Genomic DNA, 25,211 nt, shown 5'->3' with positions numbered 1-25,211 from the left:
CTCGGGTAACTGACAAGGCCAACCATGGCGCTTGCCGCGCGTCACCCTACCACTGCCCCGCGGGGCTATCCTCACCGTCACAAACGCATCAGGTCGAAATACAGCGCCATCACCATCAGCGTTCCGACCAGCGCCATGCCGAGGCGCAGACCGGCCGACTGGGCCGCTTCGGAGACCGGCCTTCCACGCACCAGTTCGATGAAGTAATACAGCAGATGACCGCCGTCCAGCACCGGAATCGGCAGCAGATTGAGCACCCCCAGGCTGATCGACAGGTAGGCCATGAAGGCCACGAAACTCTCCAGCCCGCTGCGCGCGGTATCACCGGCGATACGCGCGATGGTGATCGGCCCCGACAGGTTGCTCGGCGAAATCAGTCCGATCAGCATCTTGCGGATCGAGTCCAGCGTCAGCACGGTCATCTCGCCGGTCCGCGCTACCGCCTCGACCACGGCGCCCAGCGGACCGTAACGAATCTCGCGACGATAGGCCTCGGGCCAGCTGACCGACTCGACGCCGGCACCGATATAGCCGATCGCCTCGCCATCGTGCTCGCGGCGCTGCGGAGTCAGGCTTACCTCGCGGGCCGACCCGTCGCGCTCGACGCGCAGCGTCAGGGTCTCGCCCGGATTGGCGCGAATCCTTTCGACGAAGGTCATCCATTCGCTGATCGGCTCGCCGTCGATCGCGGCGATGCGATCGCCGGCCTGCAGCCCCGCCCGGGCCGCGGCGCCGTCGTCGAGCACCTGTCCCAGCACCGCCGGCGTTGCCGGTCGCCAGGGCGTGACGCCCAACGTCGTCAGCGGCTGCGGCGGGTCCTGGCCGACCAGCCAATCGGACACCGGGATTCGGTATCGGTTCGGGGCCTGATCGCTGCGTTCGGGGTCGCGCGCCTCGATCTCCAGCGAGCCGCTGGCGCCGATCGCCGAAAGCAGTTCGAGATTGACCGCCTCCCAGGTCGGCGTGGCATCGCCCTGCACCGCGACGATCTCCTGGCCGCTGGTCAAGCCGCCGCGTGCCGCCGGCGAATCCGGCGCGACCGGACCGATCACCGGTGCCACGGTGCTCGTCCCCATCACGAAGATCAACCAGTAGGCGGCGATCGCCAACAGAAAGTTGGCCAGCGGGCCCGCCGCGACGATGGCGATCCGCGACCACACGCCCTGGCGGTTGAAGGCGCGATCGAGCTCCTCCGCGGCCACCGGCCCCTCGCGTTCGTCGAGCATCTTGACGTAGCCGCCCAGCGGTATGGCGGCGATGGCGTATTCGGTACCATGACGGTCGAAGCGCGACCACAGCGGCTTGCCGAAGCCCACCGAGAAGCGCAACACCTTGACGCCGCAACGCCGCGCGACCCAGAAATGCCCGAACTCGTGAAAGGTGATCAGCAGCCCCAACACCACGATGGCCGCCAGGACATTCTGAATCGCGTCCATCTCTATCTCCTCGCGTTAATGCCGCGGCCGCTGGGCGGCAGGCCGTTCGTCGCCCCCCGTCGAGCGGCGACCAGCCGGCTGGCATCCTCTCGGGCCCGCGCGTCCTCGGCGAGAATCATGGCCAGCTCGTCGGCCGGTCGCACCTCGCGCGCGGCGAGCACCGCCTCGACGATCTCGCCGATCGCGGTGAAGGCCAGCCGACCGGCGAGGAACGCCTCGACCGCCACCTCGTTGGCGGCATTGAGCACGGCCGGGGCGGTACCCCCGGCGGCCATCGCCTCGCGGGCCAGGCGCAGGCAGGGAAAGGCGGCTTCGTCGGGCGGTTCGAAATCGAGCCTGGCGACCTCGAACAGGTCGAGATGCGCGACGCCGGCGTCGATCCGCTCGGGCCAGGCCAGGCCGAAGGCGATCGGCGTGCGCATGTCCGGATTGCCCAGCTGGGCGATCACCGAGCCGTCGCTGTAGGCGGCCATCGAGTGAATCACGCTCTGCGGGTGCACGACCACCTGAATCTGCTCGGGGCGTGCGGCGAACAGCCAACAGGCCTCGATCAGCTCGAGTCCCTTGTTCATCAGCGTGGCGCTATCCACCGATATCTTGCGGCCCATCGACCAGTTGGGATGCGCGCAGGCCTGCTCGGGGGTCACCGTGCGCAGCTGCTCGGCCGTCCAGCCACGAAACGGCCCGCCCGAGGCGGTCAGCAGCAACTGCTCGACCCCGACCTCGTCGAGCCCCTGGCGGCGCCCCGGCGGCAGGCACTGGTAGATGGCGTTGTGCTCGGAGTCGATAGGCAGCAGCGCCGCGCCATGGCGCTCGACGGCCTCCATGAACAGCGCGCCGGACATCACCAGCGCCTCCTTGTTGGCCAGCAGCACGCGCTTGCCGGCGCGCACCGCTGCCAGTGTCGGCAGCAACCCCGCGGCACCGACAATGGCGGCCATCACCACGTCGACCTCGGCGGCCGAGGCAACCTCGTCGAGCGCCGCCTCGCCGGCGCGCACCTCGATGTCGAGCCCGGCCTCGGCCAGCCGCTCGCGCAGCCATGCGGCGTCGTGCTCGGCGGCCAGCACCACGATCGCCGGGCGGTGCTGCCGACACTGCTCGAACAACGCCTCGCGGCGGTGGCCTGCCGTCAGGGCATGAACGCAGTAGCGATCGGGATGACGGGCGATGACGTCCAGCGTACTCACGCCGATCGAGCCGGTGGCGCCCAGCACGGTAACCCGCTGACGACGCGTCGCGGTGGCAAGCTCGCTCATTCGGATCTCCTCGCGGCCGAGCCTTTCACGGGCGGGCACGTCACAACCATAACAGCAGCAGGGCAAACAGCGGCACCGCCGCGGTCAGGCTGTCGATGCGATCGAGTATCCCGCCATGCCCCGGCAGCAGAGACCCCGAATCCTTGATCCCGCGCCAGCGCTTGAACAGGCTCTCCAGCAGGTCGCCGAGCACCGAGACCAGGGTGATCAACAGTGTCGCAACGACCAGCCACAGCGCCTCGACACCGCCGAGCGGCAGAATCACGGCATAGCTCGCGGCCAGCAGCGCGGTCGCCGCCATGCCGCCGTAGACGCCTTCCCACGACTTGCCGGGGCTGACCCGGGGCGCCAGCTTGCGCCGCCCGAAGCGCCGTCCGGCGAAATAGGCGCCGATATCCGCCAGCCATACCAGCAGCAGCACATACAGCAACCATTCGAGACCGTCGCCGCGCAACTGCACGAAACCGGCCCAGCAGGGCAGCAGCACCCACAGCCCGACCAGGGCGCGCCCCGTGGGCGAGCGCCATTGATGACCGCCCTCGGGGTAGCTCGCCACCCAGTAGACGCTCGTCAGCCAGCCACCCAGGGCCAGCCACAGCGGCCAGGCGGCGTTCACCGCGCCGCTGACCCAGCCCGCGATCATCAGCGCCACCACCACGGCAACGTAAGCGAGGCGTGGCACCCACCGGGTGATACCCGCCAGGTTGGCCCACTCCCAGGCCGCCAGCGCGACCACGCCGCCGGTAAAGAGCGCGAAGGCACCGCCATCCAGGCCGAACAGCCCGGCGATCATCAACGGTGCCAGGATCGCGGCGGTCACGATGCGCTGTCTAAGCACCCCGGGCCTCGATCTGTTCCTGGGTCATCCCGAAGCGTCGCTGACGCCGGCAATAATCGTTGAGCGCCGCATCGAAGGCATCGCCCGAAAAATCGGGCCACAGCAGCGGCGAGAAATAGAATTCGGAATAGGCCAGCTGCCAGAGCAGAAAGTTGGAGATGCGCTGCTCGCCGCTGGTGCGAATGCACAGATCGACCGGCGGCACGCTGGCCTGGTCGATCTCGCGATCGAGCAGTTGCTCGTCGATCGCCTCGGCGCGCAACTCGCCGGCCTCGACCCGCGCCGCCAGGCGTCGCGCGGCCAGGGCGATGTCGCGATGGCCGCCATAGTTGGCGGCGACCACCAGATGCAGGCCGTCGTTGCCCGCGGTCAACGCCTCGGCGCGCTCGATGTGCTGCTGGATCGAGCTCGAGAAGCGCTCGCGCTCGCCGATCACCGTCAGGCGGATACCATGCTCGTGAAGCTTCTTGACCTCACGCTTGAGCGCCATCAGGAACAGCTCCATCAAGGCACTGACCTCGCTTGACGGACGCTTCCAGTTCTCGCTGGAAAAGGCGAACAGCGTCAGCATCTCGATGTCCCGCTCGGCCGCGCGACGGATCACCGCGCGCACCGACTCGACACCGGCACGATGCCCGCGCGCGCCGGATAGCCCGTGGGCGCGCGCCCAGCGGTTGTTGCCATCCATGATGATCGCCACGTGGCGTGGCAGGTTGTCGGTCTGCTGTTGTGTCATGCTATCTCGCCTGGCGGGCGTATGAGACGGGCCACACAACGCATGTCGCCCGCTCCGGCTCAGACCTGCAGCAGGTCGTGTTCCTTGGCTTCCAGCAGCTTGTCGATCTCGGCGACATACTTGTCGGTGAGCTTCTGGATCGCTTCCTCGCCCTGATGCTCATCGTCCTCGGTGATCGACTTCTCCTTGAGCAGCGCCTTGATGTCGCCGTTGGCATCACGACGCACGTTGCGCACCGCCACACGGGCATGCTCGGCTTCACCGCGCGCCTGCTTGATGTAGCCGCGACGGGTTTCCTCGGTCAGCGCCGGCATCGGCACCCGGATCACGCTGCCCGCGGTCGCCGGGTTGAGCCCCAGGTCGGAGGTCATGATCGCCTTCTCGACCTTGGGCACCATCGATTTCTCCCACGGCACCACGGCCAGGGTACGGGCGTCCTCGACGTTGACGCTGGCCACCTGGTTGAGCGGCATCTGCGAGCCGTAGTAGTCCACGGTGACCGAATCCAGGATCGTCGGATGAGCGCGCCCGGTGCGGATCTTGTGAAAGTTGGTCTGCAGCGACTCGAGAGTCTTCTTCATTCGCGCTTCGGCGTCTTGCTTGATGTCGTTGATCACGATTTCAACCTCTGTCTATCAGCGTGCCTTCCTTACCACCAACGACCAGGTTCAACAACGCCCCGGGCTTGGTCATGTCGAATACACGCACTGGCATGTCATGGTCCCGTACCAGGCAAATGGCGGTCAAATCCATCACCCCCAGCTTGCGGTCGAGCACCTCATCGTAACCCAGACGCTCGTACTTGACGGCATCCGGGTGGCGCACGGGGTCCTTGTCGTAGACGCCGTCGACCTTGGTGGCCTTGATCACCACGTCGCCGTCGATCTCGATACCCCGCAGGCAGGCCGCGGAATCGGTGGTAAAGAAGGGATTGCCGGTACCGGCGGAAAAGATCACCACGTCGCCCGAGGTGAGATAACGGATGGCGGTACGCCGATCGTAGTGCTCGACCACGCCGCTCATGGGGATCGCCGACATGACCCGCGAGCGGATGTTCGAACGCTCCAGGGCGTCGCGCATGGCCAGCGCGTTCATCACCGTGGCCAGCATGCCCATGTGGTCGCCGGTCACGCGTTCCATGCCCGCCGCGTGCAGGGCCGCACCGCGAAACAGGTTGCCGCCGCCGATGACGATGCCTACCTGGACGCCGATGCCCACCAGCTGCCCGATCTCCAGCGCCATGCGGTCGAGCACCTTGGGGTCGATGCCGAACTCGCCATCGCCCATCAGCGCCTCGCCGGACAGCTTGAGGAGGATCCGCTTGTACTTCGACTTGTCGTTGCGCGGCGCTATGCTGGCATTCGGATCGGGGATGGCGGGCATGGTGTCTCTCCTGGTAACAGCGGAAAAGTGGGCAGCCGGCGCTAGAGCCTAAAACCACCGGCCGGATACACAATGGCGTGCGCCGGGGCGCACGCCATGCAACAACCAGAAGCTAGGACCTCAGCTACGACGAGCCTGTTCCATGACTTCCTTGGCAAAATCGACTTCTTCCTTCTCGATGCCTTCACCGACCTCGAAACGGGTGAAGCCGACCACCTCGCCACCGTGCGACTTCACGTAGTCGGCCACCGAGGTGTTGGGGTCCTTGACGAAGGGCTGCTCGGTCAGGCTGACCTCGGCCAGGTACTTCTTGAGGCGGCCCTGGACCATCTTCTCGGCGATCTGCTCGGGCTTGCCGGCCATGTCCGGCTGGGCCAGGATGATCGCCTTTTCCTTGTCGAGCTGCTCCTGCGGCATGTCCTCCGGGTGCGCCACCAGCGGATTGATCGCCGCGACGTGCATGGCGACGTCCTTGGCCGCGTCGGCATTGCCGCCCTTGAGCTGGGTCAGCACGCCGATGCGCCCGCTGTGCACGTAGGCACCGACCACACCGTCGGCCGGGGCCTCGACGACCACCGCGCGACGCACGCTGATGTTCTCGCCGATCTTCTGCACCAGCTGCTCGCGGGCGGTTTCCAGCTCGCCGTCCATCAGGGCGGCGACGTCTTCGCTCTTGGTCTCGAAGACCCTGGCGACGACCTTCTCGGCAAAGGCCTTGAAGTTGTCGTCGCGGGCGACGAAGTCGGTCTCGGAGTTGACCTCGAGCATCACGCCGTAACGACCGTCGTCGGCGACGCGGGTCACCACCGCGCCTTCGGCGGCGGTACGACCGGCCTTCTTGGCGGCCTTGAGGCCGGAGTTCTTGCGCAGGTCCTCGATCGCCCGCTCGATGTCGCCGTCCGCCTCGGTGAGCGCCTTCTTGCACTCCATCATGCCGAGCCCGGTGCGTTCACGCAGTTCCTTGACCAGAGATGCGCTGATAGCTGCCATGGTGAATAACCTCTGAAAATTGTCGACGTCGAATAACGTAAAGCAAAGTCATCGCCCGGCGCGCCGGGCCGCGGGGGTCCGGCGCGCGGAGCCAGGCCGGGTAGCCGGGGCCAGCCCCGCCCACGCAGGCCCGCTACCGGTCACTCGGCGACTTCGTTGCTCTCGGTCACTTCGACGAACTCGTCGGGACGGCCTTCCTTCGCCTTGGCGCTGGCATCGGCGATCGCCTGCACGTAGATCTGGATGGCGCGGATCGAGTCGTCGTTGCCGGGGATGACGTAATCGACGCCATCGGGGTTCGAATTGGTGTCGACCACACCGATGACCGGGATGCCCAGCTTGTTGGCCTCGTTGATCGCGATGCGCTCATGGTCGACGTCGACCACGAACAGCGCGTCGGGCAGGCCGCCCATGTCCTTGATGCCGCCCACGCTGCGCTCGAGCTTGTCCTGCTCGCGAGTGGCCATCAGCACTTCTTTCTTGGTCAGCTTGGCGAAGGTGCCATCTTCGTGCATGGCTTCCAGTTCGCGCAGACGCTTGATGGATACGCGGATGGTCTTGTAGTTGGTCAGCATGCCGCCCAGCCAGCGGTGGTTGACGAACGGCTGGCCGGCACGCTGGGCCTCTTCCTTGATGATCTTGCTGGCCGCGCGCTTGGTGCCGACGAACAGGATCTTGTTGTTGGAAGCGGCCATCTTCTCGACCACGGCGGCGGCGTCGTTGATCGCCGGCAGGGTGTGCTCGAGGTTGATGATATGGATCTTGTTGCGTGCACCGAAGATGAATTTGCTCATCTTCGGGTTCCAGTACTTGGTCTGGTGGCCGAAGTGGGCGCCTGCCTTGAGCAGGTCACGCATATTGACTTGCGCCATGGGAATGACTCCTGATGTATCGGGTTAGGCCTCCATACACCCCATGGATCCGACCGCGGCGAAGGACTCGCCGACGGCACCCGGGACCATGTGCCGGTGCATGTGTGTTTTTCAAGGCATTGATTGCTTGTCGCCTGACTGTGGCGCCGCGAACTTCAAGGCAAAGCGCCAAGGCGGAGCGCGGATTGCAGTCAAGCGCGCGGCTTTATACCATAGATGATCGCCAAGATGAAGCCGGCCGGGCCTTTCAGGCCGCCGCACGGCCCCCCATTCCCCGACCCGAGATTCCATGAACGTCCCGATCAATACCCCCGAAGACATCGAGAAACTGAAGATAGCCGGACGCTGCGCCGCCCAGGTGCTCGAGATGATTGCCGGGCATGTCCGCCCGGGCGTCTCGACCGGCGAGATCGACAAGCTGTGCCAGGACTATCTCGAGCAGGAGCTGGGCTGCGTATCGGCAACCATCGGCTATCACGGCTACCAGCACGCCACCTGCATCTCGCTCAACCACGTGGTCTGCCACGGCATTCCCGATTTCGGCAAGCTGCTGAAGAAGGGCGACATCTTCAACATCGATGTCACCGTGATCAAGGACGGCTATTACGGCGACACCAGCCGCATGTTCGTGGTCGGAGAGAACATCAAGGGCGAGCGACTCTCGCAGGTCACCCAGGAGTGCCTGTACAAGTCGCTCGAGGTCGTCAAGGAAGGCACCCGGCTATCCGACATCGGCAGGGCCATCCAGGCCCATGCCGAAGCCAATGGCTACAGCGTGGTGCGCGACTTCTGTGGCCACGGCATCGGCAAGAACTTCCACGAGGAGCCGCAGGTATTGCATTATGACGGCTACGACCGACAGAACGACCTGGTGCTCAAGGAAGGCATGTGCCTGACCATCGAGCCGATGATCAACGCAGGCAAGTACCAGACCAAGGTGCTCAAGGATGGCTGGACGGCGGTCACCCGCGACAAGAGCCTGTCGGCGCAGTGGGAACACACGCTGGTGGTCACCAAGGGCGGCTGCATCGTCACCACGGCGCGTCACGACGAGGATCTGTCGTTCCTCGACGGCTGATGCCCCGCCGCCCCTCCGCCGCCCCGGCCCGCCTTTTCGCCGTCCCCTGGAGAGCCACCTCGCATGCTGCTGCATCATTATCGCTTCGTGGCCGACGACAGCCTGTTCGATGTCGCCGCCTTCCGCGCCGAACTCGACACCGGCCGGCCGCCGATCGCGCTGTACAAGCAGGTGCTTCGCGACATTCAGGTCGAGCTTGACGCGCGCTTTCATGCCGGTGCCGACATCCGCGACCTGGTCCATGGCCGCGCCTGGTGCCTCGACCGGCTGCTCGAGACGGCCTGGGCCCGCCATTCCTGGCCCGATGCCGGCGTCGCGCTGCTGGCGGTGGGCGGCTACGGCCGCGGCGAGCTGCATCCGCATTCCGACATCGACCTGCTGCTGCTGCTCGAGCACGACGACGACAGCCCCTACCGCGAGCCGCTCACCGCCTTCATCACCTTTCTCTGGGACATCGGCCTGGAGATCGGCCACAGCGTGCGCTCGCTGGCCGATTGCGAGCGCGAGGCGCGCGCCGACGTCACGGTCATCACCAACCTGCTGGAGACGCGCACCCTGGCCGGCCCCGAGCGCTTGCGCGAGGCCATGACCGAACGCCTGTCGAGCCGTCGCATGTGGCCGCCGGACCAGTTCTTCGAAGCCAAATGGCAGGAGCAGATCGCCCGCCACTACAAGCATAACAACTCCGAATACCAGCTCGAGCCCAACATCAAGAGCTCCCCCGGCGGGCTGCGCGACATCCAGATGATCGGCTGGGTGGCCAAGCGCTACTTCGGCCCGCTGCGCTACGAGGACGTCGTCGCCCAGGGTTTCATGAACGACGCCGAACTGCAGATCCTCAGCCAGGGCCAGGCCTTTCTGTGGCAGGTTCGCTACGCCCTGCACACCCTCACCGGGCGCGCCGAGGATCGCCTGCTGTTCGACCATCAGCGCGCCATCGCCGAGCTGTTCGGCTTCCACGACAGTCCCGAAGGGCTCGGCGTCGAGCAGTTCATGAAGCGCTACTACCGGCATGTCACCGCGCTGGCCGGGCTCAACGACATGCTGTTGCAGCATTTCGACGAGATGATCCTGCGCGGCGACGAGGCACTCGAGATCCAGCCCCTCAACGCCCGTTTCGAGATTCGCGGCGGCTATATCCAGGCGCGCCACCCCAACGTCTTCAGGCGCCGCCCCGGGGCGCTGCTCGAGCTGTTCCTGCTGATGGCCCAGCATCCCGGCATCGAGGGCGTGCGCGCCGAGACCATCCGCCTGATCCGCGATCACCGGCACATGATCGACGAAGCCTTCCGCGACGACCTGCGCCACCAGAGCCTGTTCATGGAGCTGCTGCGCAGCGGCGGCAACGTGCCGCGTCAGCTGCGGCGCATGAATCGCTACGGCATCCTCGGCAAGTACCTGCCCGAATTCGGCCAGGCGGTGGGGCTGATGCAGCACGACCTGTTTCACCTGTATACCGTCGACGCCCACACCCTGCGCCTGCTCAAGTTCATCCAGCGCTTCCGCGAGACCGCCGGGCGCGAGGATTTCCCGGTCGCCGCCACGCTGATCCACCAGTTGCCCAAGCTCGAACTGCTGTGGATCGCCGGGCTCTATCACGACATCGGCAAGGGCCACGGCGGCGACCACTCGCTGATCGGCGCCCAGTACGTTGCCGAGTTCGGCGAACGCCACGGCCTGTCCCCGCGCGACACCCGGCTGGTCGCCTGGCTGGTCGAGCATCATCTGCTGATGTCCAAGACTGCCCAGAAGCGCGACATCTCCGATCCCGACGTGATCCGCGAGTTCGCCCACCAGATGCGCGACGAGGTGCATCTCGACTACCTCTACGTGCTCACCGTCGCCGACATCACCGCTACCAACCCCTCGCTGTGGAACGGCTGGCGCGCCGCGCTGCTGCGCCAGCTCCACGGCGAGACCAAGCGCGCCCTGCGCCGCGGCCTGGAAAACCCCATCGACCGCGACGACTGGATCCGCGAGACCCGCACCGAGGCGCTCGCCCTGCTGCGTACGCTGGGCGCCGACGTCGCGCGTGTCGAGGTGCTGTGGGACACCCTCGGCGACGACTACTTCGTCCAGTACACGCCCAGCGAGATCGTCTGGCAGACCCAGGGCATCCTCGCCCACGCCGGCTCCGAGCTGCCGCTGGTACTGGTCAGCGCGCCCGCCGAGGATACCAGCGAGGGGGGCACCAAGGTGTTCATCCATACCCGCTCGGTGGACGACCTGTTCGCCGCCACCGCCGCGGCCATGGACCAGCTCGACCTGTCGATCCACGACGCGCGCATCGCCACCTCGAGCAACGACTGGACCCTCAATACCTTCATCGTGCTCGACGATGCCAACGAGCCGATCCGCGAGCAGGCGCGCCTCGAACGCATGCGTGCGCACCTGGTCGAGGAGCTCGACGATCCCGACGACTACCCGCAGATCGTCAATCGCCACACCCCGCGCCAGCTCAAGCACTTCCGCGTGCCCACCCAGGTGCAGATCGACCAGGATCCGGCCAACGCGCGGACCATGCTCGAGCTGATCGCCCCCGACCGCCCGGGGCTGCTGGCCCGCGTCGGACGAATCTTCATGGAGCAGCACATCGCGCTGTCGGCGGCCAAGATCGCCACCCTCGGCGAGCGCGTCGAGGACGTGTTCTTCATCACCGACAAGAACGGCGAGCCGCTCGTCGACCCCGAGCGCCAGGCCCAGTTGCGCGAACGCCTGCGCGAAGTGCTGGATGTGTGATGGCCCGCGCCGGCGGGCATTTGAGGGGGCCCCTCGCCTTCCCTATAATCGAGGGTTTCGCGCCCACGGCGCCCATAACGAGACAACCCTGCCCTGGCGCAGACCGCTGGAACGCCCATGAATCCCAATCTCGATGCGCTCAAGCCCTACCCCTTCGAGCGCCTGACCCGACTCAAGGCGGGGGTGACGCCGCCGGCCGACAGGGCGCCCATCGCGCTGTCGATCGGCGAGCCGCAACACGCCCCGCCGCCGGCGGTACTCGAGGCGCTGCGCCGCCACGAGGACGAGGTCGCCCGCTACCCGACCACCACCGGCTTGCTCGAGCTGCGCACGGCGATCGCCGAATGGGCGAGCCGGCGCTACGGGCTGACCGAGCGCAGCCTCGACCCCGAACGGCACGTGCTGCCGGTCAACGGCACCCGCGAGGCGCTCTTCGCCTTCGTCCAGGCCGCACTGGACCGCACCCGGCCGGCCAGGGTGGCGATGCCCAACCCGTTCTACCAGATCTACGAGGGCGCCGCGCTGCTCGCCGGCGGCGAGCCGCTGTATCTCGACTGCAGCACCGAAAACGGCTTTTGCCCCGATTACGCGGCGGTGCCCGCCGAGGTGTGGCGCGACGTCCAGCTGGTGTTCGTCTGCTCGCCCGGCAACCCCACCGGCGCGGTCACGCCGCTCGCCGATTACCGGCAGTTGATCGAACTCGCCGACGAGCACGACTTCCTGATCGCCTCGGACGAATGCTATTCCGAGCTCTATCTCGACGAACGCCGCCCGCCGCCGGGACTGCTGGAGGCCTGCCGCAGCCTGGGCCGCGACGACTACCGGCGCTGCATCGTCTTCCACTCGCTCTCCAAGCGCTCCAACCTGCCCGGGCTGCGCTCGGGCTTCGTCGCCGGCGACGCCGCGCTGATCGCGCCGTTCAAGCGCTACCGCACCTACCACGGCTGCGCGATGCCGCTTGCCACCCAGCGGGCCTCGCTCGTCGCCTGGGGCAACGAGGACCACGTGCGCGCCAATCGCGACGCCTACCGTGAGAAGTTCGCCGCCGTCGGCGATATCCTGGCGCCGGTGATGGACTTTCCCGCCCCCGAGGCCAGTTTCTACCTGTGGCCGGCGGTGCCCGGCGGCGACGACGAGGCCTTCGCTCGGGCGCTCTACGGCGAACAGCACGTCACGGTGCTGCCGGGAAGCTACATGTCCCGCGACACGGGAAACTGCGGCACCACGCACAACCCCGGGGCCGGGCGCGTGCGGCTGGCGCTGGTCGCCGAGCTCGAAGACACGCTGGAAGCCGCCCGGCGCATCCGCGCCTTTATCGAGCGCCACGCATGAACCGGCGCTTGAATCCCCTCTTGCATCAGGACAGCCGACCCAGCCCATGAACACCCTATACGGCATCAACAACTGCGACAGCTGCCGCAAGGCGCGCAAGGCCCTCGAGGCGCAGGGCATCGATTACCGCTATCACGACCTGCGCGATGACGGCCTCGACCGCGAGCGGCTGGCACACTTTCTGACCCTGGCCGACCTCGCCACGCTGCTCAACACCCGCAGCACCACCTGGCGCAACCTGGACGCGGACGACCAGCGAGCGGCACGCAGCGATGCCGAGCACGCTACCGCGCTGATCCTTGCCCAGCCGACGCTGCTCAAGCGGCCGCTGCTCGACACCGGCGAACGATTGCTGGTCGGGGCGCCGCGCGATGGCTATGCCGGCCTGGCCGGCACGGCGTGACCGGCGCCCCGCAGCCGCCCGACTCACCAACCATTACCTTCAGGAGAATCGCATGCTGAGTTTCGCGCTCGGAATCGGCAACCAGAACACCCAGGGCGACTGGCTCGACGTCTACTACCCGGCGCCCGTGTTTCAGCCCGCCAGCGCGCTGGCGGAGGCCGCACGCGAGGCCCTCGACGCTCCCGCCGGCAACGCCGCGGTGAGCTTCTTGCCCGAGCACTGCGGCAAGCTGGCCGAGGCTTTCAAGGCCGCCGGCGACGACGAGCAGGCCGAGCTCGCCACCTTGCTGGCCGCCAGCAGACGCCCGCTGGTGGCGACCTTCATCGAGGTCGACCAGCCGCCCGAGAGCGCGCCGGAGGTCTATCTCAAGCTGCACCTGCTGTCGCATCGGCTGGTCAAGCCGCACGGCGTCGACCTGACCGGCATGTTCGGCCTGCTGCGCAATATCGCCTGGACCAACGAGGGCCCGATCGACATCGAGGAGCTCCCGGCGCGACGCCTCAAGGCACGCCTCGAGGGGCGCACGCTGGCGGTGGACTGCGTCGACAAGTTCCCCAAGATGGCCGACTACGTGGTGCCCAAGGGCATTCGCATCGGCGATACCGCGCGGGTGCGCCTGGGCGCCTATCTCGGCGAGGGCACCACGGTGATGCACGAAGGCTTCGTCAACTTCAATGCCGGCACCGAAGGCCCGGGCATGGTCGAAGGCCGCGTCTCGGCCGGCGTGATGGTCGGCAAGGGCTCGGATCTCGGCGGCGGCTGCTCGACCATGGGCACGCTGTCCGGCGGCGGCAACATCGTCATCAAGGTCGGCGAGGGCTGCCTGATCGGCGCCAACGCCGGTATCGGCATTCCGCTGGGCGATCGCTGCACGGTCGAGGCCGGGCTGTACATCACCGCCGGCACCAAGGTCGCGGTGCTCGACGATCAGGGCCAGGAGGTCGACCGGGTGGCGGCCCGCGAGCTGGCCGGCCAGAGCGACCTGCTGCTGCGTCGCAACTCGCTCAATGGACGCGTCGAGTGCCTGACCAACAAGAGCGCCGTGGCGCTCAACGAAGCATTGCATGCCCACAATTGATTCGTGGCGCCCCGACCGGGCGCCCCATTCGCCGCTACCGGGAACCGTCATGACCTCGCCCGCCCCCGCCGAACCCGGCCAGCCCCTGTCCGCGACCCTGGAACTGGCCATCGAGCTGATGCGCCGCGCCTCGGTGACCCCCGACGACGCCGGCTGCCAGGCGCTGATGATCGAGCGCCTCGAACGCCTCGGATTCACCATCCAGCGACTGCCCTTCGGCGATGTCGAGAATTTCTGGGCGGTACGCGGCCATCATGGCCCGGTGCTGGCCTTCGCCGGCCACACCGACGTGGTGCCCAGCGGCCCCGAGGCGCAGTGGCACACACCGCCGTTCGAGCCGCACATCAACGAGGCCGGCGAGCTGTGCGGGCGCGGCGCCGCGGACATGAAGGGCAGCCTGGCGGCGATGCTCACCGCGGTGGAGCGCTTCGTCGCCGCCCATCCCGACCACCCCGGGCGGCTGGCCTTTCTGATCACTTCCGACGAGGAGGGACCGGCGATCGACGGCACCCGGGCGGTGGTCGAGCACCTGCGCGAGGCCCACGAACGGCTGGATTACTGCATCGTCGGCGAGCCCTCCTCCAGCGAGCGGCTCGGCGACACCGTCAAGAACGGCCGGCGCGGTTCGCTGGGCGGCGTGCTGCGGGTCAAGGGGGTCCAGGGCCACGTCGCCTACCCGCACCTGGCGCGCAACCCGATCCACGCCGCGGCGCCGGCGCTCGACGCGCTGTGCCGCGAGCACTGGGACGACGGCAACGCCTTCTTCCCCGCCACCAGCTTCCAGATCTCCAACCTGCGCGCGGGCACCGGCGCGAGCAACGTGATCCCCGGGGAGCTGGAAGTGGTATTCAACTTCCGCTACTCCACCGAGGTCACCCACGAGCAGCTGCGCGAACGCGCCGAGGCGATCCTCGACGCCCACGGCCTCGACTATCGCCTCGACTGGACGCTCAACGGAGAACCGTTCCTGACCGCCGAGGGCGAGCTGATCGAAGCGGTGCTCGCCGGGGTCGGTGCGATCACCGGCGAGACGCCGGCGCTGTCGACCGCCGGCGGCACCTCGGACGGCCGCTTCATCGCCCAACTGGGCAGCCAGGTGGTCGAACTCGGCCCGCTCAACGCGACCATCCACAAGGTCAACGAGCGCGTCCGCGCCGCCGATCTCGATACCCTGAGCCAGGCCTACGAAGCGATCATCAAACGGCTGTTCACCTGAGGTCCGCCATGCAACGCTATCCCGACATCGAGATCTACCTGGCCGACGTCTCGCTCGAACGTCTCAACGCCTGGCTCGGACCGCTGCTCGATGCCGCCCCGCTCGAGCCCGCCGGCAAGCGCAAGTGGCGGGGGCAGGGCCACTGCGAGGGCGCGCTGGTGCCGATCCTGCTGGTCGAGAACGCCGCCGACGGCTTCGCCAGCCTGTGGTTCGACAGCGACGCGACGCCCTGGCCGCGCGACATCGACTGCGCCCGCGCGGCGGTCGCCGCGCTGGCCTGCGAGGTGCGCTGCTCGCTGGGCGGCTGGCAGCCGGGCGACGATCCCGACCGCTTCTGGCAGGTCCGCCCCGACGGTCATGAAGGCGCCATCACCTGGCCGGATTCCGGCCAGTAACGACGAAATCGTCTCTAACTTTGAGGAAGTGCTGAACAAATAGGCGAACGGGATGAAGCGCAAGGCGCCCGGAGCACAGAAACCGCAGCATATGGGGTATATGTGAGGATTTTGAGCACCGCGTAACGCAGCGATTCGCCCGTGCAGGCATTTGTGCAGTGCTTCCCTGCTTCAGGGAGGAAGCACCATGGCAGAATCCAAGCCGGCGATCTATGCCGCAATGGGCGGCAATACATTGATCGCCATCACCAAGTTCGTCGCCGCGGCGATGACCGGCAGTTCGGCGATGCTCTCCGAAGGCATTCACTCGGTGGTCGACACCGGCAACCAGGTGTTGCTGCTGCTGGGCCTGAAGCGCGCCAAGCAGCCCGCCAGCGCCCAGTTTCCCTTCGGTCATGGCAAGGAAGTCTACTTCTGGAGCTTCGTCGTCGCGCTGTTGATCTTCGCGGTCGGCGCCGGCGTGTCGCTCTACGAAGGCATCCGCCATATCATCGCCCCCGAGCCGATGGAATCGCCGCTGATCAATTACATCGTGCTGGGGCTGGGGATTCTCTTCGAGGGCGCCTCCTGGGCGTTCGCACTCAATCAGTTCCGCAAGACCAAGGGCAAGTGGAGCTACGTGCAGGCAGTGCGTCGCGGCAAGGACCCGGCGCTGTTCGTGGTGGTCTTCGAGGATTCGGCGGCACTGCTTGGCCTGTTGGCGGCGATGGCCGGCGTGGCGCTGAGCCAGTGGACCGGCAACCCTGTCTTCGACGGCATCGCCTCGGTGCTGATCGGCATGATCCTCGGCGGCACGGCGATCTGGCTGGCGATCGAGACCAAGGGATTGTTGATTGGCGAAAGCGCCAATCGCAGCGTGGTCGAGTCGATCCGCGGCTTGGCCGGCGAGGCCGACGGCGTGGAGCGCGTCAACGAAGTGTTGACCATGCACATGGGACCGGACTTCATCCTGGCGATCCTCAGCGTGCGCTTCGCCCGCGGCACCCCGGCCGAACGCATCGAGCGCTCTATCGCCGCGCTCGATGCGCGCATCAAGCAGCAAGAGGAGACGGTCAAGCGGGTATTCGTCGAGGCCGAGGCGCGCGCCGACGTCGATTCGCGACCCAATCATGGCGATCAACCGGCGCCCGGTTGAGGCCATCGCCGAGGCGCCCGCTCAGACGAAAATGCCCCGGCCGGCGCAAGCCGACCGGGGCGTCCGGTCAAACGCGGCGGCGCCGCGTTCAGGTGATGACGGTCACGTCGTCGGCCTGCAGGCCGCGTTCGTTGTTGATCACGTGATAGCGCACCTTCTGACCCTCGGCCAGGGTCCGGTGGCCCTTGCCGCGAATGGCCCGGAAGTGCACGAACACATCCTCCCCGTTGTCGCGGGTGATGAAGCCATAGCCCTTGTTGACGTTGAACCACTTCACCTCGCCCATCTCGCGATCGTCGTTCTCGATCTCGGCGAGATTGACGAGTTGCGGGGTGAGGCTGTGCACGGCGATGGTGGCGACCAGCAGAATCACGAATACCGCCACCGCACTGGCCACGTAGATCCGCTCGATGCCGTCGAGTGTCAACGCTTCCTCGAGGGCCCCGGTCAGGGCACCATCGACCAGCGATGCCAACAGGGCGATCAGCAGCGGAGCGGGAGCGGCGAGCAGGAGACTGATGAGACTACAGCGGAGTAATACCTTTCGATTCATGGACCTTGAACTCTCTTGTTGTGCTGACAATGACGGCCCCTGGCGACTCGAGCGCGGCGGGGCGGTGCTTCGAAGAGCGATCGTTGCGAAGCTCGGCGCTTGTAAAAGCGTGATGGTTCCAAGCTCAACGGGTTCGAAACGCCGGCGAGTGCCGGTGGGTTTCGAACATACGGTAAGGTGTCGCGATGAACGGCAACACACAGCGGAGCGATTCTAGCATGATCGAAAATGACACGCTCACCCGCCTGGAAGCGCGGCTCGAGGCGCTGGAGAGCCGCCTGGCCTATCAGGAACACTGGCTCGACACCCTCGATCAGGCCCTGGCCGGCCAGGCCCAGCGGCTCGAGCGACTGGAGCGGATCAACGAATTGATGCAGCAGCGCCTGCGCGATCAGCGCCAGACCCTCGACGCGCTCGACGCGCCGGGTACCGGCGAGGCGGACGAGCGGCCGCCGCACTATTGAGCGTCAAGGCCGCTGTCGAGCAACCGGGCATGAAAGACCCCGCCGGCGTGGCCGGCGGGGCAGGTCTTGCGAATCGGCGCATTGCCGCCGACTAGTCGAGCCCTTCCAGGTAGCGCTCGACGTCCAGCGCCGCCATGCAGCCACTGCCCGCCGAAGTGATCGCCTGCCGATAGACGTGATCCATCACGTCGCCGGCGGCAAACACCCCGGGCACGCTGGTCGCGGTGGCATTGCCCTCGAGCCCCGAGCGGACCTTGATATAGCCGTTGGCCATCTCCAGCTGACCCTCGAAGATCCCGGTGTTGGGGGTGTGGCCGATGGCGATGAATACCCCCGGCGCGGACAGCTCGCGCACGCTGTCGTCGAGGGTCGAGCGCAGTCGCACCCCGGTCACCCCGGTGTTGTCGCCCAGCACTTCCTCGACCACCTGGTTCCATTCGACGGCGATGTTGCCGTTATCGACCTTCTCGAACAGCTTGTCCTGCAGGATCTTCTCGCCGCGCAGGCTGTCGCGACGATGGACCAGCGTCACCCTGGAGGCGATGTTGGAAAGATACAGCGCCTCTTCCACGGCGGTGTTGCCGCCCCCCACCACGATCACTTCCTGATTGCGATAGAAGAAGCCGTCGCAGGTCGCGCAGGCCGACACGCCCTGCCCCATGAACTGCTGCTCGGAGGGCAGCCCCAGGTAACGGGCGCTGGCGCCGGTGGCGATGATCAGCGCATCGCAGGTATAGGTGCCGCTGCCGCCCTTGAGCGTGAAGGGCTTGTGGCGCAGTTCCACCTCGTCGATATGATCGAACAGCACCTCGGTATCGAAGCGCTCGGCATGCTTGCGCATGCGTTCCATCAGTTCAGGGCCCTGGACGCCCTCGGCATCGCCCGGCCAGTTGTCGACATCGGTGGTGGTGGTCAACTGACCGCCCGCTTCCATGCCGGTGATCAGCAACGGCTTCAGGTTGGCGCGCGCCGCGTAGACGGCCGCGCTGTAACCGGCCGGGCCGGAGCCTAGGATGATCAGGCGCTCGTGCCGCACTTCACTCATGGACTAATCCTCTCACGCAGGGCGCCGCCGGACGACGGCATCGCTCGTTGGATAGCTGGTCATTGGATAGCTTGGATCTGGGCTCGGCCCTGCAACCGCCAAACGCAGATCGCAATGTATCCGTCACTGGCGTCGTTTTCCCAGCGTCATCGTCGGGGCGCAAGAGCCCAGACGGCAAAAGGGCGGCCATCGGCCGCCCCATCAAGCCGTGAAGGCTTACAGGTTCGTGGAATGGGTGCCGAGGTACTTGGCAACGCCTTCCGCGGTGTCCTTCATGCCTTCCTTGCCTTCGTCCCAGCCGGCCGGGCAGACTTCGCCGTGCTTCTCGTGGTGCTGAAGCGCCTTGACCATGCGCAGCATCTCGTCGACATTACGGCCCAGCGGCAGGTTGTTGACGGTCTGGTGCTGGACGACGCCATCGGCATCGATCAGGAAGGAGGCGCGCAGCGCGACGCCGGCTTCAGGATGCTCGATGCCGTAGGCCTGGACGATCTCGTGCTTGACGTCCGCGACGATCGGGAAGCCGACTTCGCCGATGCCGCCGTTGTCGGGCGAGGTCTTGCGCCAGGCGTAGTGCGAGAACTGGGAATCGATGGACGCACCGATTACCTCGACGCCCAGGTCCTTGAACTGTGCCAGACGGTTGTCGTGGGCAATGATTTCGGACGGGCAAACGAAGGTGAAATCCAGCGGCCAGAAGAACAGCACACGCATCTTGCCGTTGCTGTCGGACAGCTTGAAATTCTCGGTGATGGTGCCGTCGCCGAGGACTGCTGCCGCTTCGAAATCCGGTGCCTGACGTCCAACCAGTACGCTCATGTAGCTCTCCTTGAGGTTAGAGTGGGTCGCTAAAACAATAACGGCCTAGACTAAATTTGCGTCTTCCATCTGCCAATTTGGTAACACCAATGACAGCCATAGTCATTGCCTATCGAGCGACGACTCGCGAATCGGTCGAGCGCCTGCCCATCATTTCGGGCCAGGTAGCCGGCCCCGCGGGCAGGCGCCGCCCGCTTACACCACATCGTCGTCACGGGCCAGCGTCACGTTCTGCACGCTGCCCCCCGGCTCCGCCACTTCGACGCCGACCTGAATCGGCGCGCAGCATCGTGGGCAATCCTCCCAGGTGGAATGACTGCCCTGGCTGCCATCGATCAGCAATTCGAACGGCGTGCCGCAATACGGGCAACTGACCGCTTGGGATGCAAGCATCTCTTCATGCATGGCGTGCCCCGCTCGTCGTAACGCCTGATGCCCATCGATATGGGTCCCCGGGCAGACATTTTCAAGGGTGAACGGCAAACAGCATGACACCAGGCGGTAGCGCCAGGGATGGCCGAACGTCAGCGGGCGCCGATTAGTGGCTGTCGGTTGAATTCACCATCTATCATGACAATGTGATAGGTAGTAATAATCAACGGCAAGTGTCGACAATCACTGTCTCAAGCGTAGTATCTGGGGACGTCATTCAGGAACCTGACATTCGGGCAAGCGGCTCCGGCCAGTCGCAATGGCGCTGTTCGGTGCCATGCAAGACGGTCGAGCACCCTCGCCGTCGCACGAGGCCGGCCGCCCCCGCCGATGACGTGCTAGGCCAGCATTGCCCCGCTTGGTATTTAGGAGGAGAGTCCATGAGCGCCGAAGAAACGCCGAACACCCTGAGTGCCCTCGAGGCCGGAGGGAGCACCTACCACTACTACAGCCTGCCCAAGGCCGCCGAAGCGCTCGGCAATATCGATCGCCTGCCATTCACGCTCAAGGTACTGCTCGAAAACCAGCTGCGCTTCGCCGATTCGGACAGCGTCTCGGCCGAGGACATGCAGGCGCTGGTCGACTGGCAGAAGGACGCGCGCTCGACCCGCGAGATCGGCTACCGTCCGGCGCGGGTGCTGATGCAGGATTTCACCGGGGTGCCCGGGGTGGTCGACCTGGCCTCGATGCGCGACGCCGTTGAGCGCCTGGGTGAAGACCCGGCGCGCATCAATCCGCTGTCGCCGGTCGACCTGGTCATCGACCACTCGGTGATGGTCGATCACTTCGGCGACCCCTCGTCGTTCAAGGACAACGTCGCCATCGAGATGGAGCGCAACCTCGAGCGTTATGAATTCCTGCGCTGGGGCCAGCAGGCCTTCGACAACTTCCGCGTGGTGCCGCCGGGCACCGGCATCTGCCACCAGGTCAATCTCGAGTATCTGGGCCGGACGGTGTGGACCAAGGACGAGGACGGCAAGACCTTCGCCTACCCCGACACGCTGGTCGGCACCGACTCCCACACCACCATGATCAACGGCCTGGGCGTGCTCGGCTGGGGCGTCGGCGGCATCGAGGCCGAAGCGGCGATGCTCGGCCAGCCGGTGTCGATGCTGATCCCCGAGGTGATCGGCTTCAAGATCACCGGCAAGTTGCGCGAAGGCATCACCGCCACCGACCTGGTGCTGACGGTGACCCAGATGCTTCGCCAGAAGGGCGTGGTCGGCAAGTTCGTCGAGTTCTACGGCGACGGCCTCAAGGACATGCCGGTCGCCGACCGCGCGACCATCGCCAACATGGCCCCGGAATACGGCGCGACCTGCGGCTTCTTCCCCGTCGACGAGCAGACGCTCGACTACATGCGCCTGACCGGCCGCGAAAACGCCCAGATCGAGCTGGTCGAAGCCTACGCCAAGGCCCAGGGCATGTGGCGCGAGCCGGGCCATGAGCCGATCTACTCCGACACCCTGCAACTCGACATGGGCGATGTCGAAGCCAGTCTGGCCGGCCCCAAGCGCCCGCAGGACCGCGTCGCCCTGCAAGACATGAAGGCGACCTTCGAGAAGCTGATGGGCGACGACGCCCCCGACGTGCCGAGCACCGAACAGGGCAAGTGGCAGTCCGAGGGCGGCCATGCCGTCGACGACGCCGAGCTGCACGACACTCATAGCCACTACGAGCACAGCGACAGCCAGGACTGCGAGATCGACGGCGAGCGCTTCAAGCTCAACCCCGGCGCCGTGGTGATCGCCGCGATCACCTCCTGCACCAACACCTCCAACCCCAGCGTGATGCTGGCTGCCGGCCTGCTGGCGCGCAAGGCGGTCGAGAAGGGGCTGTCCACCAAGCCGTGGGTCAAGACCTCGCTGGCGCCCGGCTCCAAGGTGGTCACCGACTATCTGGCCGCGGGCGGCGTGCAGGACGACCTGAACGAGCTCGGCTTCAACCTGGTCGGTTACGGCTGCACCACCTGCATCGGCAACTCCGGACCATTGCCCGAATCGGTCGAGAAGGCGATCGACGCCGGCGACCTGACCGTGGCCTCGGTGCTCTCGGGCAACCGCAACTTCGAGGGTCGCGTGCATCCGCTGGTCAAGACCAACTGGCTGGCCTCGCCGCCCCTGGTCGTGGCCTATGCGCTGGCCGGCAACGTGCGCCTCGACCTGTCCAAGGAGCCGCTGGGCACCGGCAAGGACGGCAAGCCGGTCTATCTCAAGGATGTCTGGCCGTCACAGGCCGAGATCGCCGAGGCGGTCGAGCAGGTGCGCACCGACATGTTCCGCAAGGAATACGCCGAGGTGTTCGACGGCGACGAGGCCTGGAAATCGATCAAGATTCCCGAGAGCAAGGTCTACGAGTGGTCCAAGGATTCCACCTACATCCAGCATCCGCCGTTCTTCGAGGGCATGGGCAAGGAGCCCGAGCCGGTCGAGGACGTCAAGGACGCCCGCGTGCTGGCGATGCTCGGCGACTCGGTGACCACCGACCACATCTCGCCGGCCGGCGCGATCAAGCCCGACAGCCCGGCGGGTCGCTACCTGCAGGAGCGCGGCGTGGCACCCAAGGACTTCAACTCCTACGGCTCGCGGCGCGGCAACCATGAGGTGATGATGCGCGGCACCTTCGCCAACGTGCGCATCAGAAACGAGATGCTCGACGACGTCGAGGGCGGCTACACGCGTCACGTGCCGTCCGGCGAGCAGATGGCGATCTACGATGCGGCGATGAAGTACGCCGAGGAGTCCAAGCCACTGGTCGTGGTCGCCGGCAAGGAGTACGGCACCGGCTCGAGCCGCGACTGGGCCGCCAAGGGCACGCGCCTGCTGGGCGTGCGCGCGGTGATCGCCGAATCCTACGAGCGCATCCACCGCTCCAACCTGATCGGCATGGGCGTGCTGCCGCTGCAGTTCCCCGAGGGCGAGGATCGCAAGTCGCTGGGGCTGACCGGCGACGAGTCGTTCTCCATCGAGGGGCTCGGCGAGCTCGAGCCGGGCGGCAGCGTCAAGGTGACCATTGCATCAAGCAAGGGCGAGAAGAAGCTAGAAGCCAAGTGCCGCATCGACACCGCCAACGAGATGGAATACTACCGTCACGGCGGCATCCTGCACTTCGTGCTGCGCAACATGCTCTAGGAGCGCATTGAATGCGCCGGCTCCCCGGCGCATTCGGCTCGTTCACTCGACGCACTCGAGAAAACACCCCACCGCGCTTGCGATGGGGTGTTGTCGTTTCTGCCTGTCGCAAAGGCCGGTTGCGGGCGCAGCCGGCCCCAGGCCTCAGTAGGCGCGACGCCGATAGCGCCGGTAGCGCGGATACCAGAAGTTGCGCTCGATCGCCGCGCGCAGCACCTCGTCGCTGGAGCTCAGCGCCACGCCCTCCTCCTGGGCCTGCTTGGCGACGTCGAAGGCGATCGCCTTGCTCAGCCCCCGAATGTTCTTGAGCGCCGGCAACAGGGCGCCCTCGCCGTATTCGACGATCGGCGCGCCGTTGGCCAGCGCATTGGAAGCCGCCATCAGCATGCCGTCGGTGACCCGGGTGGCATTGGCGGCGACCACGCCGAGGCCGACCCCGGGAAAGATATAGGCGTTGTTGCACTGGGCGATGGCGACCTTGCGGCCATCGACGCTCACCGGCGGGAAGGGGCTGCCGGTGGCCACCAGCGCCTGGCCGTCGGTCCAGTCGAGGATGTCCTGCGGCGTCGCCTCGACACGCGAGGTGGGGTTGGACAGCGGCATCACCACCGGGTTGGAACAGTTGGCGTGCATGGCGCGAATCACCGCTTCGCTGAACAACCCCTTCTGCCCCGAAACGCCGATCAGGATCGTCGGCTGGGCGTGGGTGACCACGTCGAGCAGCTGGCTGCCCGGCCAGTCGGCGACCGCCTCGGGCGAATGCGCCAGGCGCTGCTGGAAATCGTAGAGCCCCTGCATGTCGTCGGTCAGCAGGCCGTGACGGTCGACCATGTAGATACGCGCGCGGGCCTGCGCGTCGCTGAGGCCGTCGGCCTTCATCGCGACGATGATCTGTTCGGCGATGCCGCAGCCCGCCGAACCGGCACCGACGAAGGCCACGCGCTGCTCGCTGATCCGCGCGTTGCGCGACTTGCAGGCGGCCAGCAGGGTGCCCACGCAGACCGCCGCGGTGCCCTGTACGTCGTCGTTGAAACAGCACAGCTCATCACGATAACGCTCGAGCAGCGGCATGGCGTTGGTCTGGGCGAAATCCTCGAACTGCAGCAGCACGTTGGGCCAGCGGCGCTTGACCGCCTGCATGAACATGTCGATGAACTCGTCGTACTCCTCGTCGCTGATGCGCTTGTGGCGCCAGCCCATGTACATCGGATCATCGAGCAGCTGCTGGTTGTTGGTGCCCACGTCGAGCATGATCGGCAAGGTGTAGGCCGGGCTGACGCCGCCACAGGCGGTATACAGCGAGAGCTTGCCGATGGGGATGCCCATGCCGCCGATGCCCTGGTCGCCCAGCCCCAGGATACGCTCGCCGTCGGTGACCACGATCACCTTGACCTTGTCCTTGGTGGCGCTGCGCAGGATGTCGTCCATGTGCTCGCGATCGGGGTAGGCGACGAAGATCCCGCGATGGTTGCGGTAGATGTTGGAAAACTCCTCGCACGCCTCGCCCACCGTCGGGGTATAGATGATCGGCATCATCTCCTCGAGGTGTTCCTCGAGCAGGCGGAAGAACAGCGTCTCGTTGTCGTCCTGGATCGAGCGCAGGTAGATGTGCTTGTCGAGATCGTTCTTGCACAGGCGATACTGGCGATAGGCGCGCTCGGCCTGCTCCTCGATGGTCTCGACATTCTGCGGCAACAGGCCGATCAGGTTGAAATCGATGCGCTCCTTGAGCGTGAACGCACTGCCCTTGTTGAGCAGCGGCATTTCCAGCAGTGACGGACCGGCGTAGGGGGTGTACAGGGGGCGCTTGGCGTTTTCGCTCATCTCTCGACTCGAGGTTGGTTCAATTGTGTCGGCGGGCCTCCGCTGCGCGCCTG

General features: G+C 66.3%; 23 protein-coding genes. 10 read left to right on the top strand and 13 right to left on the bottom strand.

Translation table 11 applies throughout. The features are described 5' to 3' along the window. Window positions 1-77: 77 nt before the first annotated feature. The 8 genes from rseP to rpsB all read right to left on the bottom strand — a co-directional run bounded on the left by rseP (window position 78) and on the right by rpsB (window position 7,514). Complete coding sequence (gene rseP / locus HR9077_RS19700; RefSeq protein WP_136069003.1) at window positions 78-1,436, bottom strand: sigma E protease regulator RseP; 1,359 nt, start codon at window positions 1,434-1,436, stop codon at window positions 78-80. 2 nt (window positions 1,437-1,438) lie between these two features. After that, the gene (ispC, locus tag HR9077_RS19695) at window positions 1,439-2,695 is read right to left on the bottom strand and encodes a 1-deoxy-D-xylulose-5-phosphate reductoisomerase (RefSeq protein WP_136069002.1); all 1,257 of its coding nucleotides are present in this window, start codon (window positions 2,693-2,695) and stop codon (window positions 1,439-1,441) included. Between the two features lie 40 nt (window positions 2,696-2,735). Next, complete coding sequence (locus HR9077_RS19690) at window positions 2,736-3,533, bottom strand: phosphatidate cytidylyltransferase (RefSeq protein ID WP_136069001.1); 798 nt, start codon at window positions 3,531-3,533, stop codon at window positions 2,736-2,738. Beyond that, entirely contained in the window at window positions 3,526-4,269 is a 744-nt protein-coding gene (gene uppS, locus HR9077_RS19685) for a polyprenyl diphosphate synthase (RefSeq protein WP_136069000.1), read from the bottom strand. The genes HR9077_RS19690 and uppS overlap by 8 nt, the downstream gene beginning before the upstream one ends. A 59-nt stretch (window positions 4,270-4,328) precedes the next feature. Further along, a complete protein-coding gene (frr, locus tag HR9077_RS19680) occupies window positions 4,329-4,886 on the bottom strand; it encodes a ribosome recycling factor (RefSeq protein WP_136068999.1) in 558 nt (185 codons plus the stop codon). A 4-nt stretch (window positions 4,887-4,890) separates the two neighbouring features. After that, window positions 4,891-5,652: a UMP kinase gene (pyrH, locus tag HR9077_RS19675; RefSeq protein WP_136068998.1), complete on the bottom strand. Its 762-nt coding sequence runs from the start codon at window positions 5,650-5,652 to the stop codon at window positions 4,891-4,893. Between the two features lie 120 nt (window positions 5,653-5,772). Next, window positions 5,773-6,642, bottom strand: coding sequence for a translation elongation factor Ts (tsf, locus tag HR9077_RS19670; protein ID WP_136068997.1), 870 nt, complete (start codon window positions 6,640-6,642; stop codon window positions 5,773-5,775). A 140-nt stretch (window positions 6,643-6,782) separates the two neighbouring features. Next, a complete protein-coding gene (gene rpsB, locus HR9077_RS19665) occupies window positions 6,783-7,514 on the bottom strand; it encodes a 30S ribosomal protein S2 (protein WP_136068996.1) in 732 nt (243 codons plus the stop codon). 289 nt (window positions 7,515-7,803) lie between these two features. Between rpsB and map the strand changes: the two genes are divergently transcribed. From map to HR9077_RS19625, 8 genes are all read left to right on the top strand, one after another. Continuing rightward, on the top strand, window positions 7,804-8,592 hold the full coding sequence (gene map, locus HR9077_RS19660) for a type I methionyl aminopeptidase (protein WP_136068995.1): 789 nt from the start codon (window positions 7,804-7,806) through the stop codon (window positions 8,590-8,592). Window positions 8,593-8,655: 63 nt separating this feature from the next. Further along, window positions 8,656-11,331 carry a [protein-PII] uridylyltransferase gene (locus tag HR9077_RS19655; RefSeq protein WP_136068994.1) on the top strand — a complete coding sequence of 892 codons (2,676 nt, stop codon included), beginning with the start codon at window positions 8,656-8,658 and terminating at the stop codon, window positions 11,329-11,331. 117 nt (window positions 11,332-11,448) lie between these two features. Continuing rightward, on the top strand, window positions 11,449-12,663 hold the full coding sequence (gene dapC, locus HR9077_RS19650; RefSeq protein ID WP_136068993.1) for a succinyldiaminopimelate transaminase: 1,215 nt from the start codon (window positions 11,449-11,451) through the stop codon (window positions 12,661-12,663). A gap of 46 nt (window positions 12,664-12,709) precedes the next feature. Then, a complete protein-coding gene (locus HR9077_RS19645) occupies window positions 12,710-13,066 on the top strand; it encodes a Spx/MgsR family RNA polymerase-binding regulatory protein (protein WP_136068992.1) in 357 nt (118 codons plus the stop codon). A 52-nt stretch (window positions 13,067-13,118) separates the two neighbouring features. Next, window positions 13,119-14,144, top strand: coding sequence for a 2,3,4,5-tetrahydropyridine-2,6-dicarboxylate N-succinyltransferase (gene dapD / locus HR9077_RS19640; protein WP_136068991.1), 1,026 nt, complete (start codon window positions 13,119-13,121; stop codon window positions 14,142-14,144). 49 nt (window positions 14,145-14,193) lie between these two features. Then, on the top strand, window positions 14,194-15,360 hold the full coding sequence (gene dapE / locus HR9077_RS19635) for a succinyl-diaminopimelate desuccinylase (protein ID WP_136069065.1): 1,167 nt from the start codon (window positions 14,194-14,196) through the stop codon (window positions 15,358-15,360). 8 nt (window positions 15,361-15,368) lie between these two features. Further along, window positions 15,369-15,755, top strand: a complete 387-nt coding sequence (locus tag HR9077_RS19630; protein ID WP_136068990.1) for a hypothetical protein — start codon at window positions 15,369-15,371, stop codon at window positions 15,753-15,755. A gap of 187 nt (window positions 15,756-15,942) precedes the next feature. Further along, window positions 15,943-16,890 (top strand): cation diffusion facilitator family transporter, encoded by a 948-nt coding sequence (locus HR9077_RS19625; protein WP_136068989.1) that lies wholly within the window; start codon window positions 15,943-15,945, stop codon window positions 16,888-16,890. An 88-nt stretch (window positions 16,891-16,978) separates the two neighbouring features. On the opposite strand, the gene HR9077_RS22360 is transcribed toward HR9077_RS19625, so the two are convergent. Further along, on the bottom strand, window positions 16,979-17,443 hold the full coding sequence (locus HR9077_RS22360) for a cold-shock protein (protein WP_136068988.1): 465 nt from the start codon (window positions 17,441-17,443) through the stop codon (window positions 16,979-16,981). Between the two features lie 218 nt (window positions 17,444-17,661). On the opposite strand from HR9077_RS22360, the gene HR9077_RS19615 reads away from it, so the two are divergent. Then, window positions 17,662-17,907 (top strand): SlyX family protein, encoded by a 246-nt coding sequence (locus HR9077_RS19615; protein WP_244613378.1) that lies wholly within the window; start codon window positions 17,662-17,664, stop codon window positions 17,905-17,907. Window positions 17,908-17,998: 91 nt separating this feature from the next. Here the strand turns inward: HR9077_RS19615 and trxB are convergent, their stop codons facing one another. The 3 genes from trxB to HR9077_RS19600 all read right to left on the bottom strand — a co-directional run bounded on the left by trxB (window position 17,999) and on the right by HR9077_RS19600 (window position 20,176). After that, window positions 17,999-18,952: a thioredoxin-disulfide reductase gene (trxB, locus tag HR9077_RS19610; RefSeq protein WP_136068986.1), complete on the bottom strand. Its 954-nt coding sequence runs from the start codon at window positions 18,950-18,952 to the stop codon at window positions 17,999-18,001. Between the two features lie 216 nt (window positions 18,953-19,168). Beyond that, window positions 19,169-19,771, bottom strand: coding sequence for a peroxiredoxin (locus tag HR9077_RS19605; protein WP_136068985.1), 603 nt, complete (start codon window positions 19,769-19,771; stop codon window positions 19,169-19,171). A 195-nt stretch (window positions 19,772-19,966) separates the two neighbouring features. Then, on the bottom strand, window positions 19,967-20,176 hold the full coding sequence (locus tag HR9077_RS19600; RefSeq protein ID WP_136068984.1) for a CPXCG motif-containing cysteine-rich protein: 210 nt from the start codon (window positions 20,174-20,176) through the stop codon (window positions 19,967-19,969). Window positions 20,177-20,583: 407 nt separating this feature from the next. On the opposite strand from HR9077_RS19600, the gene acnA reads away from it, so the two are divergent. Next, window positions 20,584-23,334, top strand: coding sequence for an aconitate hydratase AcnA (acnA, locus tag HR9077_RS19595; RefSeq protein ID WP_136068983.1), 2,751 nt, complete (start codon window positions 20,584-20,586; stop codon window positions 23,332-23,334). Between the two features lie 144 nt (window positions 23,335-23,478). On the opposite strand, the gene HR9077_RS19590 is transcribed toward acnA, so the two are convergent. After that, the gene (locus HR9077_RS19590) at window positions 23,479-25,158 is read right to left on the bottom strand and encodes an NAD-dependent malic enzyme (protein ID WP_136068982.1); all 1,680 of its coding nucleotides are present in this window, start codon (window positions 25,156-25,158) and stop codon (window positions 23,479-23,481) included. Between the last annotated feature and the right edge of the window lie 53 nt (window positions 25,159-25,211).

Origin of the sequence: Modicisalibacter radicis, from assembly GCF_900961225.1 — a bacterium.
Taxonomy (GTDB): domain Bacteria; phylum Pseudomonadota; class Gammaproteobacteria; order Pseudomonadales; family Halomonadaceae; genus Modicisalibacter.
Note: the sequence above shows the minus strand (reverse complement) of the source record. Positions and strands in the feature narration are given on the sequence as shown.

Bases quoted from the DNA above. Each gene is read 5' to 3' on its own strand.
- rseP (WP_136069003.1), bottom strand. From the start codon at position 1,436: ATGGACGCGATTCAGAATGTCCTGGCGGCCATCGTGGTGTTGGGGCTG.
- ispC (WP_136069002.1), bottom strand. From the start codon at position 2,695: ATGAGCGAGCTTGCCACCGCGACGCGTCGTCAGCGGGTTACCGTGCTG.
- uppS (WP_136069000.1), bottom strand. From the start codon at position 4,269: ATGACACAACAGCAGACCGACAACCTGCCACGCCACGTGGCGATCATC.
- pyrH (WP_136068998.1), bottom strand. From the start codon at position 5,652: ATGCCCGCCATCCCCGATCCGAATGCCAGCATAGCGCCGCGCAACGAC.
- tsf (WP_136068997.1), bottom strand. From the start codon at position 6,642: ATGGCAGCTATCAGCGCATCTCTGGTCAAGGAACTGCGTGAACGCACC.
- rpsB (WP_136068996.1), bottom strand. From the start codon at position 7,514: ATGGCGCAAGTCAATATGCGTGACCTGCTCAAGGCAGGCGCCCACTTC.
- map (WP_136068995.1), top strand. From the start codon at position 7,804: ATGAACGTCCCGATCAATACCCCCGAAGACATCGAGAAACTGAAGATA.
- HR9077_RS19655 (WP_136068994.1), top strand. From the start codon at position 8,656: ATGCTGCTGCATCATTATCGCTTCGTGGCCGACGACAGCCTGTTCGAT.
- dapC (WP_136068993.1), top strand. From the start codon at position 11,449: ATGAATCCCAATCTCGATGCGCTCAAGCCCTACCCCTTCGAGCGCCTG.
- HR9077_RS19645 (WP_136068992.1), top strand. From the start codon at position 12,710: ATGAACACCCTATACGGCATCAACAACTGCGACAGCTGCCGCAAGGCG.
- dapD (WP_136068991.1), top strand. From the start codon at position 13,119: ATGCTGAGTTTCGCGCTCGGAATCGGCAACCAGAACACCCAGGGCGAC.
- dapE (WP_136069065.1), top strand. From the start codon at position 14,194: ATGACCTCGCCCGCCCCCGCCGAACCCGGCCAGCCCCTGTCCGCGACC.
- HR9077_RS19630 (WP_136068990.1), top strand. From the start codon at position 15,369: ATGCAACGCTATCCCGACATCGAGATCTACCTGGCCGACGTCTCGCTC.
- HR9077_RS19625 (WP_136068989.1), top strand. From the start codon at position 15,943: ATGGCAGAATCCAAGCCGGCGATCTATGCCGCAATGGGCGGCAATACA.
- HR9077_RS22360 (WP_136068988.1), bottom strand. From the start codon at position 17,443: ATGAATCGAAAGGTATTACTCCGCTGTAGTCTCATCAGTCTCCTGCTC.
- HR9077_RS19615 (WP_244613378.1), top strand. From the start codon at position 17,662: ATGATCGAAAATGACACGCTCACCCGCCTGGAAGCGCGGCTCGAGGCG.
- trxB (WP_136068986.1), bottom strand. From the start codon at position 18,952: ATGAGTGAAGTGCGGCACGAGCGCCTGATCATCCTAGGCTCCGGCCCG.
- HR9077_RS19605 (WP_136068985.1), bottom strand. From the start codon at position 19,771: ATGAGCGTACTGGTTGGACGTCAGGCACCGGATTTCGAAGCGGCAGCA.
- HR9077_RS19600 (WP_136068984.1), bottom strand. From the start codon at position 20,176: ATGCATGAAGAGATGCTTGCATCCCAAGCGGTCAGTTGCCCGTATTGC.
- acnA (WP_136068983.1), top strand. From the start codon at position 20,584: ATGAGCGCCGAAGAAACGCCGAACACCCTGAGTGCCCTCGAGGCCGGA.
- HR9077_RS19590 (WP_136068982.1), bottom strand. From the start codon at position 25,158: ATGAGCGAAAACGCCAAGCGCCCCCTGTACACCCCCTACGCCGGTCCG.